We start from the raw sequence: 15710 nt of genomic DNA, 5'->3' as shown, positions 1-15710 counted from the left end.
GGCCAATTGATAAATTTTTTGGCTTGAAACGAATACAATAATTATAATGGTGGTTTTGCAATGATGTGCAGCATAATTCTTATGTTTCATAACTTCTGAAGACATCTTCCAGTTATAACTTAAATATGTCCAAACTAATCAACTCACCCGAATGGATTGCCGTTAAGCAGCATCATCAAGATATCGCGCAGAATTTTTCAATAAAAGCAGCGTTTGATCAGGATAAGCAACGTTTCGACAAGTTTTCATTACAATATGATGACCTGTTGTTTGATTACTCTAAAAATCTGATCGATGAAACCACTCTGCCGTTGTTAATCAACTTGGCAGAGCGAGCCCAGCTAAGACAAAAAACCGAAGCCATGTTCTCGGGGTCGATTATCAATACCACTGAAAAGCGGGCTGTATTGCACACTGCGTTGCGCAATCGCAGCAATACCCCGGTGTATTTCGGCGGTCAGGATGTTATGCCGCAAATCAATAAAGTGCTGGACAAAATGCGGGTATTTACCGAACAGGTACGTTCGGGGAAATGGAAGGGTTACACCGGTAAGGCTATCACCGACATCGTCAATATCGGGATAGGCGGCTCAGATTTGGGACCAAAAATGGTCGATACCGCCTTGAAACCCTATGGTATCGAAACATTAAGAGCCCATTTTGTATCCAATGTCGATCAAGTCGACATCGTCGAAACCTTAAAACCCTTAAATCCTGAAACTACACTGTTTTTGATATCCTCAAAAACTTTCGTCACGCAGGAAACCATGACCAACGCCCACTCCGCGCGTAAATGGTTTTTAAATACCGCCATTGATCCTGCTCATATCAGCAAGCATTTTGTGGCAATTTCCACCAATGTCAAAAGAGTTGAAGCATTCGGTATCGATCCGGAAAATATGTTCGAATTCTGGGACTGGGTTGGCGGACGTTACTCATTATGGTCGGTCATAGGCATGTCCATTGCCCTCTACATCGGTATGGATAATTTCGAAGAATTATTGATGGGTGCGCATATAGCCGATCAGCACTTCCGTCATACGCCGTTTGAAAAAAATATCCCTGTCATCATGGGCTTGCTGGGGATTTGGTACAACAACTTTTTCGAGGCCGAAACCTACGCCATTTTGCCGTACGCCCAATCCCTGAAATATTTTGCAGATTATTTTCAGCAAGGCGATATGGAAAGTAACGGCAAAAGCGCCACCATCACCGGCGAAAAAGTCGATTACAACACCGGGCCGATAATTTGGGGACAGCCGGGTACTAACGGCCAACACGCATTTTTTCAATTGATCCATCAGGGTACCAAACTGATACCCAGCGACTTCCTGGCTGCTGCGCAAAGTAATTACGACCTGCCCGAACACCACGACATACTCATCTCCAACTTTTTGGCACAGGCCGAAGCCCTGATGCGTGGTAAAACCGAAGCGGAAGTGCGGCGTGATTTGAGCCATCAGCCCGACCTGGATGATGCTTACATCGTTTCAAAAATATTTGAAGGCAATAAGCCTTCCAACTCATTCCTATTCAAAAAACTCACGCCCAGAATGCTGGGTACGCTGATTGCGTTTTATGAACACAAAATCTTTGTGCAGGGGGTTATCTGGAACATCAATTCCTTTGATCAAATGGGCGTAGAATTGGGTAAAGTGCTGGCCAGAGCTATTTTGCCGGAACTCAAATCCGATGAGTTGATCACCAGTCATGACAGTTCCACTAATGGTTTGATCAATACCTACAAAAAATTGCGTAAATAGCTTATATTGGTTAACTTTGATTCTGCGCTGTGAATTCCTCGATTCCACTGCGTTGCATCGAGGCTACGAGGGGTGTTACCTGGCGGTTTTTTTGGTTTAAGCAAAAAACAGGGTGTTATGTTGGCTTCGAATGAGGCGTTGCACTGCGGTTAGCACATCCTACGAGTGTTGCGTCAATAGCTTATATTGGTTAACTTTGATTCTGCGCTGTGAATTCCTCGATTCCACTGCGTTGCATCGAGGCTACGGGGTTTGTTACCTGGCTGGTTTTTTTGGTTTAAGCAAAAAAACAGGGTGTTATGTTAGCTTCGAATGAGGCGGTGCACTGCGGTTAGGACATCCTACAAGTGTTGTGTCAATAGCTTATATTGGTTAACTTTGATTTTGCGCTGTGAATTCCTCGATTCCACTGCGTTGCATCGAGGCTACGGGGTTTGTTACCGGGCTGGTTTTTTTGGTTTAAGCAAAAAAACAGGGTGTTATGTTGGCTTCGAATGAGGCGCTGCACTGCGGTTAGCACATCCTACAAGTGTTGCGTCAATAGCTTATATTGGTTAACTCTGATTCTGCGCTGTGAATTCCTCGATTCCACTGCGTTGCATCGCGGCTACGGGTGTTCACTTGGTTGACTACTAGCGCCGGGCTCTAAAAAAGTCTGTTAAAACTTCAGAACAGTCTGCCGCCAGCACCCCACCCAGCCAGTCGACATGATGGTTCAAAAAAGCCGCATCACTCAATTGCAGGGCATGGCATACTGCGCCGCGTTTGGGGTCATCTGCCCCAAACACCAGGCGCTTAATGCGGGCATGGGCAATAGCCCCCATACACATTACACAAGGCTCCAGCGTTACATACAAACAGCTTTCCGGCAAACGATAATTCTGTAAGGCCAGACCAGCTTGTCTAATCGCCACAATTTCGGCATGAGCGCTGGGATCGTGGCTTTGAATCGGCTGATTCCAGCCTTCGCCAATACAACGCCCCTGATAAACCAGTACCGCCCCAACCGGCACTTCGCCCTGTTGCTCGGCCTTATGCGCCATCCGTAAAGCGTGGCGCATCCAGTCTTCATTCGTCACGGCTTCAGACCGTGGCTTTACCAAGCCGGTCAGTAACCGCCGCCCACGCTTCATTATCAGGCGGCTGTTCAATTAAAATCATATCCAATTCTAAATTATCCAGTTCTCGCAAAGCGCTATACAGCGCCGGCTCATAAAGCTCTGCTTGTTCCGGCAGATGAATCAAATGCTGGCAGGGAATAAAATTCAGCGCTGCACTGTAGGCCAGCACCCCAATTTGTTTGCCCAGCGCACACTGCTCATCTATCATGGCAATCAGGGTTTCTGTTGCGCATAACAAAGCCATGGTATTGGGTGCATAATGCACTGCCATCATACCGGGCGCACGAATTTTGGTTTGTGAAGACAGTCGTACATCGGTTTGCAAAACGGCTTTTAACTGACTGCGGGTAATGCGTCCCGGCCTCAGAATCGCCGGATGCTCATCGGTCAAATCAATAATCGTCGATTCCACGCCCACCGTACACGGGCCGCCATCCAGAATCATACCCACCTCATCACCCAGCTCTTCAGCAACATGACAGGCCTGAGTGGGGCTGATTCGGCCAAAACGATTCGCAGAAGGAGCCGCCACCCCGCCGCCAAAAGCCTGTAATAATTGCAGCGCGACTGGATTGGCCGGAATGCGTAAAGCCACAGTATTTTGACCGCCGGTTACCGCAGCCGGCACCCCGGCATGTTTGTTTAAAATAATCGTCAACGGCCCCGGCCAAAATGCCGCCGCCAAACGTCTGGCAGCTTCCGGCACATCTGCTGCCCAAGCATCAAGTTGATCGATATTGCCAAGATGCACGATGACCGGATGATCAACCGGCCTGCCCTTGGCCGCAAAAATCTTGCTTACTGCATCAGGATTAGCTGCATCGGCACCTAAACCATAAACAGTCTCAGTTGGAAAAGCCACAAGCCCCCCGGCCCGCAAAAGTGCTGCCGCTTGGTCTATGGATTGTTGATTTACAGAGGAAAGAATCAAAGTAGTAACTTAAAAAGTTAAATTATACAGACATTGTACTGCAAAACTTGGCAACACCAAGCCATGCTGCAAATCATCCGCCGACATTGTCTGAAACAGGCAATAGGCGTAAGCAAATCGTATTTACCCACGCCCATAACAAATATTATTAATGCCTAAAATGCCGCATTCCAGTCAATACCATAGCAATATTATGCTCATCGGCAGCCGCAATCACCTCCGCATCACGTATTGATCCGCCAGGGTGGATTACTGCCGTTATACCGGCCGCTGCCGCCGCATCAATCCCATCACGAAACGGAAAAAACGCATCGGAAGCCATCACCGAACCTGCTACCTGCAAACCCTCATCAGCCGCCTTGATGCCGGCGATTTTAGCCGAATAAACTCGGCTCATCTGACCTGCACCAATGCCTATGGTTTGGCCGTTCTTGCTATAAACAATCGCATTGGACTTAACAAACTTGGCAATTTTCCAGGCAAACAGCAAATCTGCCGTTTCCTGAGGCGTTGGGATGCGTTGGCTGACCACTTTAATATCTGCCGCGGTAATGGTACCGATATCCTTATCCTGTACCAGCAAACCGCCGCCGACCCGTTTGAAATCCAGCGCAGCATGATAAACCTCGCTCCAGGTTCCTGTTACCAATACCCGGACATTCTGCTTTTTGGCCAATACCGCTTGAGCGGCATCGTCAATGGCCGGTGCGATAATCACTTCCACAAACTGGCGTTTGGCAATCTCAGCTGCAGTCCGCTGATCCAGCGGCCGGTTAAAAGCAATAATACCGCCAAAAGCTGAAGTCGGATCAGTTGCATAAGCCAGATCATAAGCCGTAAAAATATCCGCAGCGATAGCCACGCCGCAGGGATTGGCGTGTTTAACAATCACACAAGCCGGTTCCACAAATGTTTTCACACACTCCAGCGCCGCATCTGCATCCGCAATATTGTTATAAGACAGCTCCTTACCTTGTAATTGGCGAGCGGCAGCAATACTACCCAGCGGTGGATTTTTTTCCTGATAAAACGCCGCCGACTGATGCGGGTTTTCCCCATAACGCATGGTTTGCAAACGATAAAACTGCAAATTAAGCGTATCAGGAAAGCCCTGGGCATTAATAGTAGCCAAATAAGTCGCAATTGCCGTGTCATAACGGCCAGTATGCTCAAAGCTTTTCAAAGCCAGTTTAAACCTTGTTCCCGCACTCAGGCTGCCATGCTGATCGCGTAATTCTGCCAGAATGGCCGAATAATCCAGCGGATCAACCACCACCGCCACATCGGCATGATTTTTCGCAGCGGCTCGGATCATGGTGGGGCCACCTATATCAATATTTTCAATAGCCGTATCAAAGTCACAATCCGGATTGGCAATAGTCTGTTCAAATGGATACAGATTAACCACCACCATATCAATAGCCTCAATACCGTTTTGCTGCATCACTGCATCATCAATACCGCGTCTGCCCAAAATACCGCCATGCACCTTAGGATGCAGCGTTTTTACCCGGCCATCCATCATCTCCGGAAAACCGGTGTAATCAGACACCTCCGTAACCGCAATATTATGGGCAGCCAGCAATTTGGCGGTGCCGCCGGTTGAAAACAAGGCAATGCCCAATCCAGTCAGTTCCTGGCAGAACTCTACAACACCAGTTTTATCCGAAACGCTGACCAGCGCGCGGGCCACTTTTTTATTCATGCAAACCTCAAAAGGGGGGAGAAAAAAGAAATAAAATAGCTAACTATTCAGTTAAATTTGGATCATGCAATTTACGCAGAATAATGGCGGAAATAACCGGCCAGAGCGGCCAAAAATCATTAACTGATGCCGTAAAGCTCAAGCTTTTTGCGTAGGGTACTGCGGCTTAAGCCCAGTATTTTAGCAGCCTTGCTCTGATTAAAATCCGAGTGTTTTAGCGCGGTTTCCAGCAGCGGTTTTTCAACCTCAGTTAACACTAATTGATACAAGCCGGAAGAGTCGTGACCATTCAGATGATGAAAGTAATCTTCCACACAATGTCGGACATGATCAGAAAGCGTATGGTCGCTATTGTTTAATTTGATGACGGGTTTATTTTCCATTTACACAACTCGCGGAGTAATATGATGAAGCGCCATGTTGACCAGTGCAAGTTGCTGGACTGGTTGCTGGGCCTGATTGATAGCTGATTTTAGATTGGCCGGTAAAGCGCCTAATTGATCAAAATACCAAGCAATATGTTTGCGGGAAATCCTAACGCCGCAGTTGTTGCCATAAAAGCCGTATAGATTATCCAGATGCCGATTGATAACGCCGGCAATTTCACTCAAACCAGGCGCTGTATAAGGCAAGCCATGCAGCTTGCTGTTAAGCTCGCTAAAAATCCACGGCTTTCCCTGTGCCGCACGGCCTATCATCACCGCATCAGCTCCAGTGTAATCCAGCACGTGCCGGGCTTTCTCTGCACAAGCAATGTCACCGTTAGCGATAATCGGAATCCTTACCGCCTGCTTCACCTGCTTAATCGTGTCATATTCCGCATCTCCATTAAACCGGCAGGCCCGGCTGCGGCCATGCACCGTCAAAGCTTTGATCCCGCTGTCTTCGGCAATGCGGGCAATTGTCACGGCATTACGATTTTCCAAATCCCAGCCGGTACGGATTTTTAGTGTTACCGGCACCTCAACAGCATTTACCACTGCCGTTAAAATTTTGCCCACCAACACCTCATCCCTAAGCAGAGCAGACCCTGCCGCCAAGGCACAAACTTTTTTGGCCGGGCAGCCCATATTGATATCAATAATCTGTGCGCCGCGCTGCTGATTTATTTTGGCTGCCGCAGCCATATCGGCAGGGACAGCACCCAAAATTTGAATGGAAAGTAAACCTTCGCCGCCAAAATCAGCTTTTTTTAGAGTACGCTCATGTCCTTGTAAATCGGTATTAGAGCTTACCATTTCAGATGTGGTCAAACCCGCTCCGTAATGGCTGCATAATTGCCGAAATGGCTTATCAGTAATGCCGGCCATAGGAGCCAGCAGCAGATTATTGGGGAGTTGATAGGGGCCGATTTGCATCTCAAAAACCGTCAAAAAGGGCAAGTTATAATAACAGAAAAACCTTTATCAATATAAGTCTAAAGTCAGTAAAATGACAGATTTAGTCATTAAGCTCGGCCCGGACTCTAGTCCGAAACAGCCCTGTATCCCAACGCCGCAAAGCTGTCATGATCAGCAACAGCCGCCGCTGCTCGGCGGATCAATTCCCGATTACTGCCATCCTCCATCATATTTCCGATTGCCAGGGTTACCACCATCGCCTCAAACGGATAACTCAAATGGGCGCGATAACGCTGATAAAGTTTAACCTCATCCAGATCGCCAATGCCTAGTTGGGTTAAGGTTTGTAAATACAATGCCAGCAAAGCCTGTTCATTGTCGCGGCGTAATTCCGGTTTCAGCGCAGTGGCCAAAAAATAAGCAATATCACTAATGCCTTCACCCATGCGTACCAATTGCCAATCCAGAAACCCCGGTCCACTATCCGTCCAGAACAAATTGCCGGGATGGCAATCATGATGCACCAGCGTCAACGGCGCTGCCGCCAGTTCGTGCATAATGCGGCGCCGATTTGCCGCATAAAACAAAGCCGGTTTATGCAATGCCGCCGGAATATCCGCCCCAGCCAGCTTTAAACCGCGTTGCATTAGCGGCACCGCCAGCAGACTGCCCAAATGATTTTCCGCACTGGCATTAAAGCCGCTTAACCAGCTATGCTGGTCAAGCAAGCCGGTGTTATGCCAATAATGAGCATGAAACTGAGCCAAATGCTCAACCACCTGACTGGCTTGCAGCAGAGTCAAGGCATCAGATGTTTGCCCCGGTCGGTACCCGGCAGCGGTCAGATTGGCCATTACCAGCGTTGATCCGCGCCCAAACCGGGTTTGCGCGGCCAGCACCTCAGGTACACGCACCGGGCTTGAATCGGCCAGGGCCTTATAGAACTGCACTTCCTTATGCAACAAACGCGGCAGAGCGGTAATCAAACGCGACTTCAATAATAGCGACGGTGTCTTCACAAACCATTCGCGCGGCAAAATATCCGTGGCATCATGCTCCACATAAACCTGCAAGCGGGTGGTTGTGCCCAGGTTTACCGACTGAATATCCACCGCGCTGACTTTAGCCGAGGGTGAAAATTGCCCAATAATCGTTTGCGCCCATTCCGGCGTTAACTGCTTAGGGTGGCGCACCACAATATTTTTATTTACAGACATTTATCGGATCAACTGATAGGTGTTAATGGCAGGGTTAGCTATTCTATACCAAAACTAAACCGGCTCATTCCATCAGACCCATCCACTGCAATTTGACCAACCCTGGTTTTATAGAACTGATAGTTGTAGGTGCTAAGCTTGTGCTGCGCATCAATTTTTGCTCAAATCAACCGTCAACACGGCGCTAAGCCAAAGCTTATAATCCAGAAAGCGCAAACCGTCTGTTAAAATTGCCGGCATAACCGACAACCGACAACCGCCAAAACCAATGCCCGATACGCTTGCCAAACAAATTGATGCCATCTTGCCGCAAACCCAATGCCGGAAATGCGGCTATCAAGGCTGCTGGCCTTATGCGCAAGCCATCAGCCAGGGTAGGGCCGACATCAACCGCTGCCCACCCGGCGGCGCAAGCGGTATCAGCAGGCTGGCCGATTTACTCGGCGTTTCGGTTATACCATTAGACCCAAGCTGTGGCGAGGAACGGCCCCGCCAAATTGCTGTCATCGACGAAGCTGTTTGCATAGGCTGCACCAAATGCATCCCGCCCTGTCCGGTGGATGCTATTCTTGGCGCGGCCAAACAAATGCATAGCATCATTAGCCAATTATGCACTGGTTGCGAACTTTGTATCGATCCTTGTCCGGTAAACTGTATTAGCCTGCAACCCGCCGTAAATCCCGATTGGCAACCGGCAGATGCCGACTGGGCCAGAACCCGCTACTATGCCCGCAACCAGCGCTTAAGCAGGCTGGAAGATGAAAAAAAACAACGTCTGGCCAAACAAAAACTGCAATTGACCACTTTAAAACCGCTAAAAGCCGGGCAATAACCTGTAATGGCAATGACTTTCCCGGCATTTCCTTATATAATAGACTGCTGAATCAAATCCACTCTTCATGCGCCCGTAGCTCAGCTGGATAGAGCGCAGCCCTCCGGAGGCTGAGGCCAGAGGTTCAAATCCTCTCGGGCGCGCCATAATATTAAAGCAGCCGCAATGCAGCATGCGCGGAATTGAGCTAAATCAAAGCCGGCAAGCCTAGTCGTATATCAACACTTTGACGGAAGCGCCAGAGGATGTGCCGACTCTGGAGGCGCATCGTGCGCGATTGATGCGCATCACTGCGTTCAGCGCATCCTACGAGGTATCCGTCAAAATAAGATTGGTCGACTACTAGGTGCAGTGTCATGCAAGCCTACTCCGAAATAGAAACTCAAATTCCACCTAATCATCGCTTGAACCTGCAATTACCTGATTCCATTCCAACTGGGGCTGCAAAAATTGCAATTGCCCGGAAAAACGGAAGTTAAAGCCACAAAACTGGCGCTATTTTTACAAAATTTGCCGGATGTTGTAGAAGGTGCAGGCTGAAGCCGGGCTGTTATTGATGCCCGCTTGCAACAAGAGCGCCAAGACTGGGATTAAAGACGGCTGCTAACCAAAATCAACATAAGCCACAATTTCTTCACGATTAAGCAACACAATCTGCTGAGTTAAAGCATCCCGCTTAACATCATCACGCCCAATTCTCATTCCTAATAAAAAATAAGGCACCAAAGCCGCACGTACCTGGGTACAAAGCCGTCCGGCAGCCATGCCAAAGTCGCGCTCAATAACCTGTTGTTGGGTAAGGCTCAAGCCAGGGTGCGGCCCAATCGCCACCGTGACCCACTTATTCCATAACTCGTCCACAGGGCAGGGTCGATCTAACTTACCCAAAGCCTTGACACTGTGAATACGCGCCAGTACAAAATCGCGAAACTGATCGTGTGTTTGGCTAAAAGCCCGTACATGCCAGCGTAAACCATCAAAAACCAAAGCCTGGGGCAGAATAATTAGTGCCTTAGGCACTGGTGTGGTCATGGATTGATAAACAATTTCTAGCGCCAAACCAAACCGTGCTGCCTGTAATACCGGGCGCAAAACATCAATGTCTAACAGCCGGGCAGGCGGTGCAATTACTTCCACAGTCGGTAAATTACTGATCAATGTCACCACGGAGGGCGAGACAGATTGAGTCGTTTGCAAAACCTGTAAGCATTCCTGAGCGCTGCCGGAAATTAATAAGGGCTTAAATTGCTCGGTAATCAAATAACGCTTGCGCGAACGGTCATAACGTAAATTATCCGGACGCAAAGCCAAATACAGGCCAATGTCTTTGGTCGCCTGTATCCTGCTAATGTTAAAAGTGCTGGTCAAAAACCCGGTTACCAGCTCACCCGTCCAAAAAACTGTGGCCTCCAGCAGCGTTAAACGCTGGTGCACTTCCCACTTTAATAATTTATCCGCCCCATCACTCGTCATAATATATGAAACAAAACTTTGCATTTAAAAACATAATCAGATAAAGTCTACACCACTCACAATGGGCTGAAGATGATTTTGCCGGGTTTCTGCATATTTATTTCGGTCAACTGAGTTTGCATGTCATCAATTAAAACAAGCTTAAACTTAACAGATTATGACGCACACACCACAGTATTACCGTTATTGGGGCAAAGCCAAAGCTGAGCCGGAGGCAGGGCAGCCGGCTTACCATTTGTTGCCGTATCATTGTTTGGATGTGGCGGCGGTGGGGTGGGTGTTGTTGGAAAGAAACCCTTATCTATTGAATCACTTTGCCAATCTTTGTGGAATTGAAAAACAAGTACTAAAACCCGTTTTAATATTTTTTCTAGCTTTGCATGATTTAGGGAAGTTTTCTGAAAGTTTTCAAAACATCATTCCTGAGCTACTGGAAAAATTACAGGGTATCAAAAATAGTAAAAAACAAGCGTATTCGAAAAAAGTCTTTGCTCATGATTCAATGGGTTTCCTTATTTGGAAAGAAAGTGTTTTTAAACAAGTTATAGAGCATTACCATGTTGATAATGCGCAAGATTGGCGTGATTTATTGAATTGGATAATGGAGGCATCAAATGGTCATCATGGCTTGCCTATTAAGCAAGGTAATGAATATCTAGGTAACTTTTATAACGAAAACAACAAACAAGCTGTTGCCCAATATACCAAGGAATGCCTCGAAATTTTTTCAATAACAGACTTGTTTGACAACACAGACTTAAATGTTAATTACGATATTTTATACCAACAGTTACCGAAATTATCTTGGGTATTGACTGGTTTCTTTGTACTTTGTGATTGGATTGGTTCAGGTAAAAAATTTAAATATAACAATGACCCAAACATAAAATTAAAAGCATATTGGGATGACATCGCTTTAAAAACAGCGGAAGAGGCTATTTCAGAGGCAGGTATTTTACCTTGCCAAATAAATGTTGAACTTGAGCCATTGTCTCAGTTATTGGATTTACCAGATTTTGCGGAATTAACCCCTTTACAAAACTTGGCAAAAGAAATCGACATACAACAAGCACCTCAACTTTTTATCATCGAAGATGAAACAGGGGCAGGTAAAACCGAAGCCAGTCTGATTTTACTAAACCGTTTAATGGCAAAGGGGTTGGCTCAAGGTTTCTATATTGCTTTGCCGACGATGGCAACCGCTGACGGGATCTATCCTCGTGTTCAAAAAACCTACGACAAACTTTATAAAGAAGGTGAAAAGCCGTCATTAGTTTTATCGCATAGCTCAGCCAAATTGAGCGATAAATTTACCGACACCATTTTGTATTTTGACAAGAATGCGACCGGACAAAAATATTCGGATGATGCCCAATCCCGTTGTCTGGCATGGTTAGCCGATAACCGTAAAAAATCCTTATTAGCTCATGTTGGTGTTGGCACGATTGACCAGACATTTTTGGCTGTTTTAAAAGTCAAATATCAATCACTGCGACTCATCGGTTTGTTGGGTAAGGTGTTAGTGATTGATGAGGCGCATGCCTACGATGCCTACATGGGTAAAGAATTGGAAGTTTTGTTAGAAGTCCATGCTGCATTAGGCGGAAGCGCCATTGTTATGTCGGCAACTTTACCGCTGAAGATCAGGGAGAAATTAGCCAATGCCTTTTTAAAAGGTTTAGAACGTAATGGATGCAGATTGGAGGAACAAAACGCTTATCCGCTCCTGACGCATATTGCGGCAGACTACAAAAATGAAATTCCTTGTCAGAATAATCCCAAGAGGCGTCAGAAACCGACCAACTACCAATTTATACATGACGAACAGCAGATTAACCAACTAATAAAAGTAAGTCTTGAACGAGGTCAGTGTGTTTGCTGGATAAGAAATTCGATTAAAGATGCCAGAAACACTTTTCTGTATTGGCAAGCGCGACATGACAAAACTGACTTATTTCATGCCCGTTTTGTTTTGTCTGACCGATTAGCTATTCAAGAAAAAATACTGCTTGCTTTTGATAAGAAAAGCACGGGTGAGCAACGCAAAGGCCGATTGCTGATCGCTACCCAGGTAGTTGAACAATCTTTGGATTTAGATTTTGATGTCATGATCACCGATCTTGCGTCTATTGATCTCATGTTACAGCGGGCTGGACGATTACACCGGCATATCCGTGATCAATATGGAAATTTCAAATCAACAGGTGAAGATGAGCGCCCCGACGCCATGTTAACCATTTTCTGTCCGGAAAATACCGATACCCCCTCTGCCGATTGGTATTCAGCAAAATTCCCCAATTCCAAAAAAGTTTACCAAAACCATGCCCGGCTTTGGTTAGGACAGAAAGAGTTGGCAAAATTAAAACTCCACCAAATTCCGAAAAATATCAGGCCGCTTATTGAAGCTGTTTATGGTGATAAATTTCCGATGCCAAAAGGACTGGAAACCACGGATACCAAAGCCATTGGCGACGCCAATGCCGAACGTTCACATGCCGGCTTTAATACCATTAATTTTGATATGGGGTATACCATGGCCGGGCAAGTTTGGGCTGAAGATTTGGATATGCCGACAAGGTTGGGGGACGAAACGATCATGTTGACATTGGCAAAATGGGAAGATGGACAATTGCACCCATTTGGGAAACCAGACAAACACGCTTGGCAAAAATCAGAAATTCGGGTGCTGGCGAAAAATATTTCCGAATTACTGCCACTCTCAGAAGCACAGCAACAAGCATTTGATGTCGTAAAGAATCAATTACCCAGCCAAGGTAAATGGCTAAATTTATTGCCCATGCTATGGAATGCCGAAAAAGGGCTATGGCAAGGTGTGGTTATCAATCACAAAAAACAAGAAACGCCTATTTTTTACCACCCGCAATTAGGGTTGATCTATGCCTACGAAATCGAGCAAGTACAGCAAGATGAACAATTGGAAACGGAAGAAATACTATGAGTCGGTTTAATTTACTGGAACAGGCGTGGATACCCGTAAAAGGACGCCGCGAACTAATAAAAGTTTGTGAAATTGTCCATCCTGATATTTTGGGGGTGGATGCTCCGAGAGCTGATTTTAATGCTGCTTTGATGCAGTTTTTGATTGGCTTGTTACAAACCGTTTTTGCTCCAGAAACACCGAGAGCCTGGCGGATTTTTTATAGCAACCCGCCTACTGAAGCTGAATTGCAAACCAGACTGGATACCATTAAAGAAGCGTTTTATCTGGATGGTGATGGATATAGGTTTATGCAGGACAATTTGGCAAAAGAAGTTGGTAAGTGCTTACCTATTGAAGAAATGATATTTGGTGCACCAGGCGATAGTGGCAAAGAAGGCAATAAAGATCACTTTACGAAGCGAAATGATATTTCAGGACTTTGTTTTTCATGTAGTTCAATTGGGTTGTTGGCCGCTAACCTGTTCGCAGAAGATGGTGGTCAAAGCTATTATCCAGCAATGCGAGGCAACGGGTTTATTTCAAATCTCGTATGCTTAGACGAAGCGACTAGCGTGCCTTCATTATGGAAGAATGTTTGGTTGAATGTTTTAGAAAATAGCAAACAAAAATACCAAGAACAAACCGTAACCAAAAACTTTTTATGGTTGACAGATTTACCGGATAAGCCTCAAGTTGAAAAGCTGATCAAAATAAAAACTGATTTAAACAATTTGAAGAAAGCAAAAAAAGTTACAAAATATAAACAAATCAACGCTGAGATAGATGAAAAAATTAAGCCTCTTGAAAAAGAACAAAAATCTCTAAAAGAAGAATTGGATGATCTAGGGGAAGGAAAAATAATTTTTCCTGATGATAAAAATGTCCTACAAGTTTATTGGGCGTGGATGAGGCGATTTTTATTAGATACTGAAAATTCTGAAAAAAAACAATGTAGTATTTGTCATGCTAATACCCGAATAATTACAAAATTTTATAAAAAAAATAAGGGCTACAAATATTCTAAAGAGCATTGGCAAGATTCCCATCCTTTTTCACCGACTGAAAAATACGAGAGGACTCATTACAATTCAAATAATGAAAAATACAAAGACAAAATGCTTGCGCTGAATATGCCTACCAATGGCCTGCCATATAATTACTGGCAAGACTTTTTGCGGCACACGACTAAAAATTCCCCTGCAAAAGTTGTTATTAATCATTTGAAAAATAAGAATTCTGACAGCCAGCTAGTGATTTTTGCTTTTGGTTATGCGATGGATAGCAATACCCCGCTTGGTTGGTATGAATCTAAAACACCTTTGTATTTCATCGATGATGAATCAAACCGAAGCCAATTTGAAGCTGAAGTTGAAAAATTAATCAGTGCATCCAACAAGATTGCTAATGCTGAAAAAGGATATTTAGTAAATGCAATCAAACTCGCTTGGTTTAATTACAACGATATGGATGAAATTAATAAGAAGCCAAAAGATCGAAAAAGGGATCCTTTCATAAAAGATCCCCGCAAGAGCAAGCTTTATGACCAGCCCATCAATATATCGCGATCATTTATGAACAGCAGTGAAAGCAAATTTTATCTGTTGTTAAAAGCACTTTATAGTCTTGCAAATGAGGATAAATTGACCGAGGAGAGCTTGCTTCAATTGAAAAAAGAATGGTATTTTCACCTTAAGTATTTAGCTGAAGTTATTTTTGAGCAATGGGCGTTTAAGTCCAGCATCCAAACTAATCCAAGGCGAATTTCAATAGCACATAAACAATTAATGCGGAACTTAACCAGTAAATCGCTAAAACAAGATACGTTAGGTTTGACCAAGGAGAACAGCAATGACTGAAAAAAAGCCGCCGATACTTTTTCAAGAAGAGCATCCAGCCAGCGTGGCATTGCTGGAGTGTTGGGGAAATTTGTTGCAATACAAAGGAGATAGGGCTGAACTGAGACGATGTAAAAATCTTCATGAGTTACAAAAAACATCTGCATATCAACGAAATTATTGGAAATTAATCAATGAATTCAAAAATGCCAAGGAAATTCCTAATGGGGAGCAAATAGCTATCATCATTGCTTTATCGGCATATATCAATGACAACAAAACTGTTTACGAAGAAGACGGCGAAAAAAAAACTGATTTTTTCGGTTACCAAATTAGCCGTGGAGAAAAACCTAAACTTAGCGAGATACGCTTTCGCCGTTTGTTGAAAATCAATGATAGGGAAAAACTATTCCGCTACTTAATTCAAGTAATCCGATTGCTAGAGAAAAAAGTCAACCTACTAGATTTACTAAGGATAGCCTTTTTTTGGGGCGATAAAATAAAGATAGAACTTGCTTACAAATACTACGAAAAAGCTAACTTATAAAATTA

13 protein-coding genes and 1 tRNA gene are annotated in these 15710 nt (G+C 45.1%); 7 read left to right on the top strand and 7 right to left on the bottom strand.

Features of this window, described 5'->3' with window-relative positions; genetic code table 11:
• Positions 1 to 125: 125 nt before the first annotated feature.
• The gene (pgi, locus tag KEF85_RS15055; RefSeq protein WP_215581982.1) at positions 126 to 1763 is read left to right on the top strand and encodes a glucose-6-phosphate isomerase; all 1638 of its coding nucleotides are present in this window, start codon (positions 126 to 128) and stop codon (positions 1761 to 1763) included.
• A 632-nt stretch (positions 1764 to 2395) separates the two neighbouring features.
• Here the strand turns inward: pgi and tadA are convergent.
• From tadA to KEF85_RS15025, 6 genes are all read right to left on the bottom strand, one after another.
• Positions 2396 to 2842, bottom strand: a complete 447-nt coding sequence (gene tadA, locus KEF85_RS15050) for a tRNA adenosine(34) deaminase TadA (RefSeq protein WP_281413649.1) — start codon at positions 2840 to 2842, stop codon at positions 2396 to 2398.
• Positions 2843 to 2846: 4 nt separating this feature from the next.
• Positions 2847 to 3815: an L-threonylcarbamoyladenylate synthase gene (locus KEF85_RS15045; protein WP_215581978.1), complete on the bottom strand. Its 969-nt coding sequence runs from the start codon at positions 3813 to 3815 to the stop codon at positions 2847 to 2849.
• A 148-nt stretch (positions 3816 to 3963) separates the two neighbouring features.
• On the bottom strand, positions 3964 to 5520 hold the full coding sequence (gene purH / locus KEF85_RS15040) for a bifunctional phosphoribosylaminoimidazolecarboxamide formyltransferase/IMP cyclohydrolase (RefSeq protein WP_215581975.1): 1557 nt from the start codon (positions 5518 to 5520) through the stop codon (positions 3964 to 3966).
• A gap of 119 nt (positions 5521 to 5639) precedes the next feature.
• Complete coding sequence (locus KEF85_RS15035; RefSeq protein ID WP_215581973.1) at positions 5640 to 5903, bottom strand: helix-turn-helix domain-containing protein; 264 nt, start codon at positions 5901 to 5903, stop codon at positions 5640 to 5642.
• Complete coding sequence (gene dusB, locus KEF85_RS15030) at positions 5904 to 6878, bottom strand: tRNA dihydrouridine synthase DusB (protein WP_215581971.1); 975 nt, start codon at positions 6876 to 6878, stop codon at positions 5904 to 5906.
• Between the two features lie 107 nt (positions 6879 to 6985).
• The gene (locus KEF85_RS15025; RefSeq protein WP_215581969.1) at positions 6986 to 8077 is read right to left on the bottom strand and encodes a phosphotransferase family protein; all 1092 of its coding nucleotides are present in this window, start codon (positions 8075 to 8077) and stop codon (positions 6986 to 6988) included.
• A gap of 268 nt (positions 8078 to 8345) precedes the next feature.
• Between KEF85_RS15025 and KEF85_RS15020 the strand changes: the two genes are divergently transcribed.
• The 3 genes from KEF85_RS15020 (at position 8346) to KEF85_RS16960 (ending at position 9388) form a co-directional block, all read left to right on the top strand.
• Positions 8346 to 8909, top strand: coding sequence for an RnfABCDGE type electron transport complex subunit B (locus tag KEF85_RS15020; RefSeq protein ID WP_215581967.1), 564 nt, complete (start codon positions 8346 to 8348; stop codon positions 8907 to 8909).
• A 69-nt stretch (positions 8910 to 8978) separates the two neighbouring features.
• Positions 8979 to 9055 (top strand) — tRNA-Arg (locus KEF85_RS15015).
• 210 nt (positions 9056 to 9265) lie between these two features.
• Positions 9266 to 9388, top strand: coding sequence for a hypothetical protein (locus KEF85_RS16960; protein WP_281413648.1), 123 nt, complete (start codon positions 9266 to 9268; stop codon positions 9386 to 9388).
• Between the two features lie 124 nt (positions 9389 to 9512).
• On the opposite strand, the gene KEF85_RS15010 is transcribed toward KEF85_RS16960, so the two are convergent.
• Complete coding sequence (locus KEF85_RS15010) at positions 9513 to 10406, bottom strand: BrxR family helix-turn-helix transcriptional regulator (RefSeq protein WP_215581965.1); 894 nt, start codon at positions 10404 to 10406, stop codon at positions 9513 to 9515.
• Positions 10407 to 10539: 133 nt separating this feature from the next.
• Between KEF85_RS15010 and cas3 the strand changes: the two genes are divergently transcribed.
• Genes cas3 through casB form a run of 3 tightly spaced genes read left to right on the top strand, consistent with a single transcriptional unit; the run spans position 10540 to position 15705 of the window.
• Positions 10540 to 13341: a CRISPR-associated helicase Cas3' gene (cas3, locus tag KEF85_RS15005; RefSeq protein ID WP_215581963.1), complete on the top strand. Its 2802-nt coding sequence runs from the start codon at positions 10540 to 10542 to the stop codon at positions 13339 to 13341.
• Complete coding sequence (gene casA, locus KEF85_RS15000) at positions 13338 to 15179, top strand: type I-E CRISPR-associated protein Cse1/CasA (RefSeq protein WP_215581961.1); 1842 nt, start codon at positions 13338 to 13340, stop codon at positions 15177 to 15179. Before cas3 ends, casA begins: the two co-directional genes overlap by 4 nt.
• On the top strand, positions 15172 to 15705 hold the full coding sequence (gene casB / locus KEF85_RS14995) for a type I-E CRISPR-associated protein Cse2/CasB (RefSeq protein ID WP_215581959.1): 534 nt from the start codon (positions 15172 to 15174) through the stop codon (positions 15703 to 15705). Before casA ends, casB begins: the two co-directional genes overlap by 8 nt.
• Positions 15706 to 15710: the final 5 nt, after the last annotated feature.

This window comes from Methylomonas paludis (assembly GCF_018734325.1).
GTDB classification, from domain to species: Bacteria; Pseudomonadota; Gammaproteobacteria; order Methylococcales; family Methylomonadaceae; genus Methylomonas; species Methylomonas paludis.
Note: the sequence above shows the minus strand (reverse complement) of the source record. Positions and strands in the feature narration are given on the sequence as shown.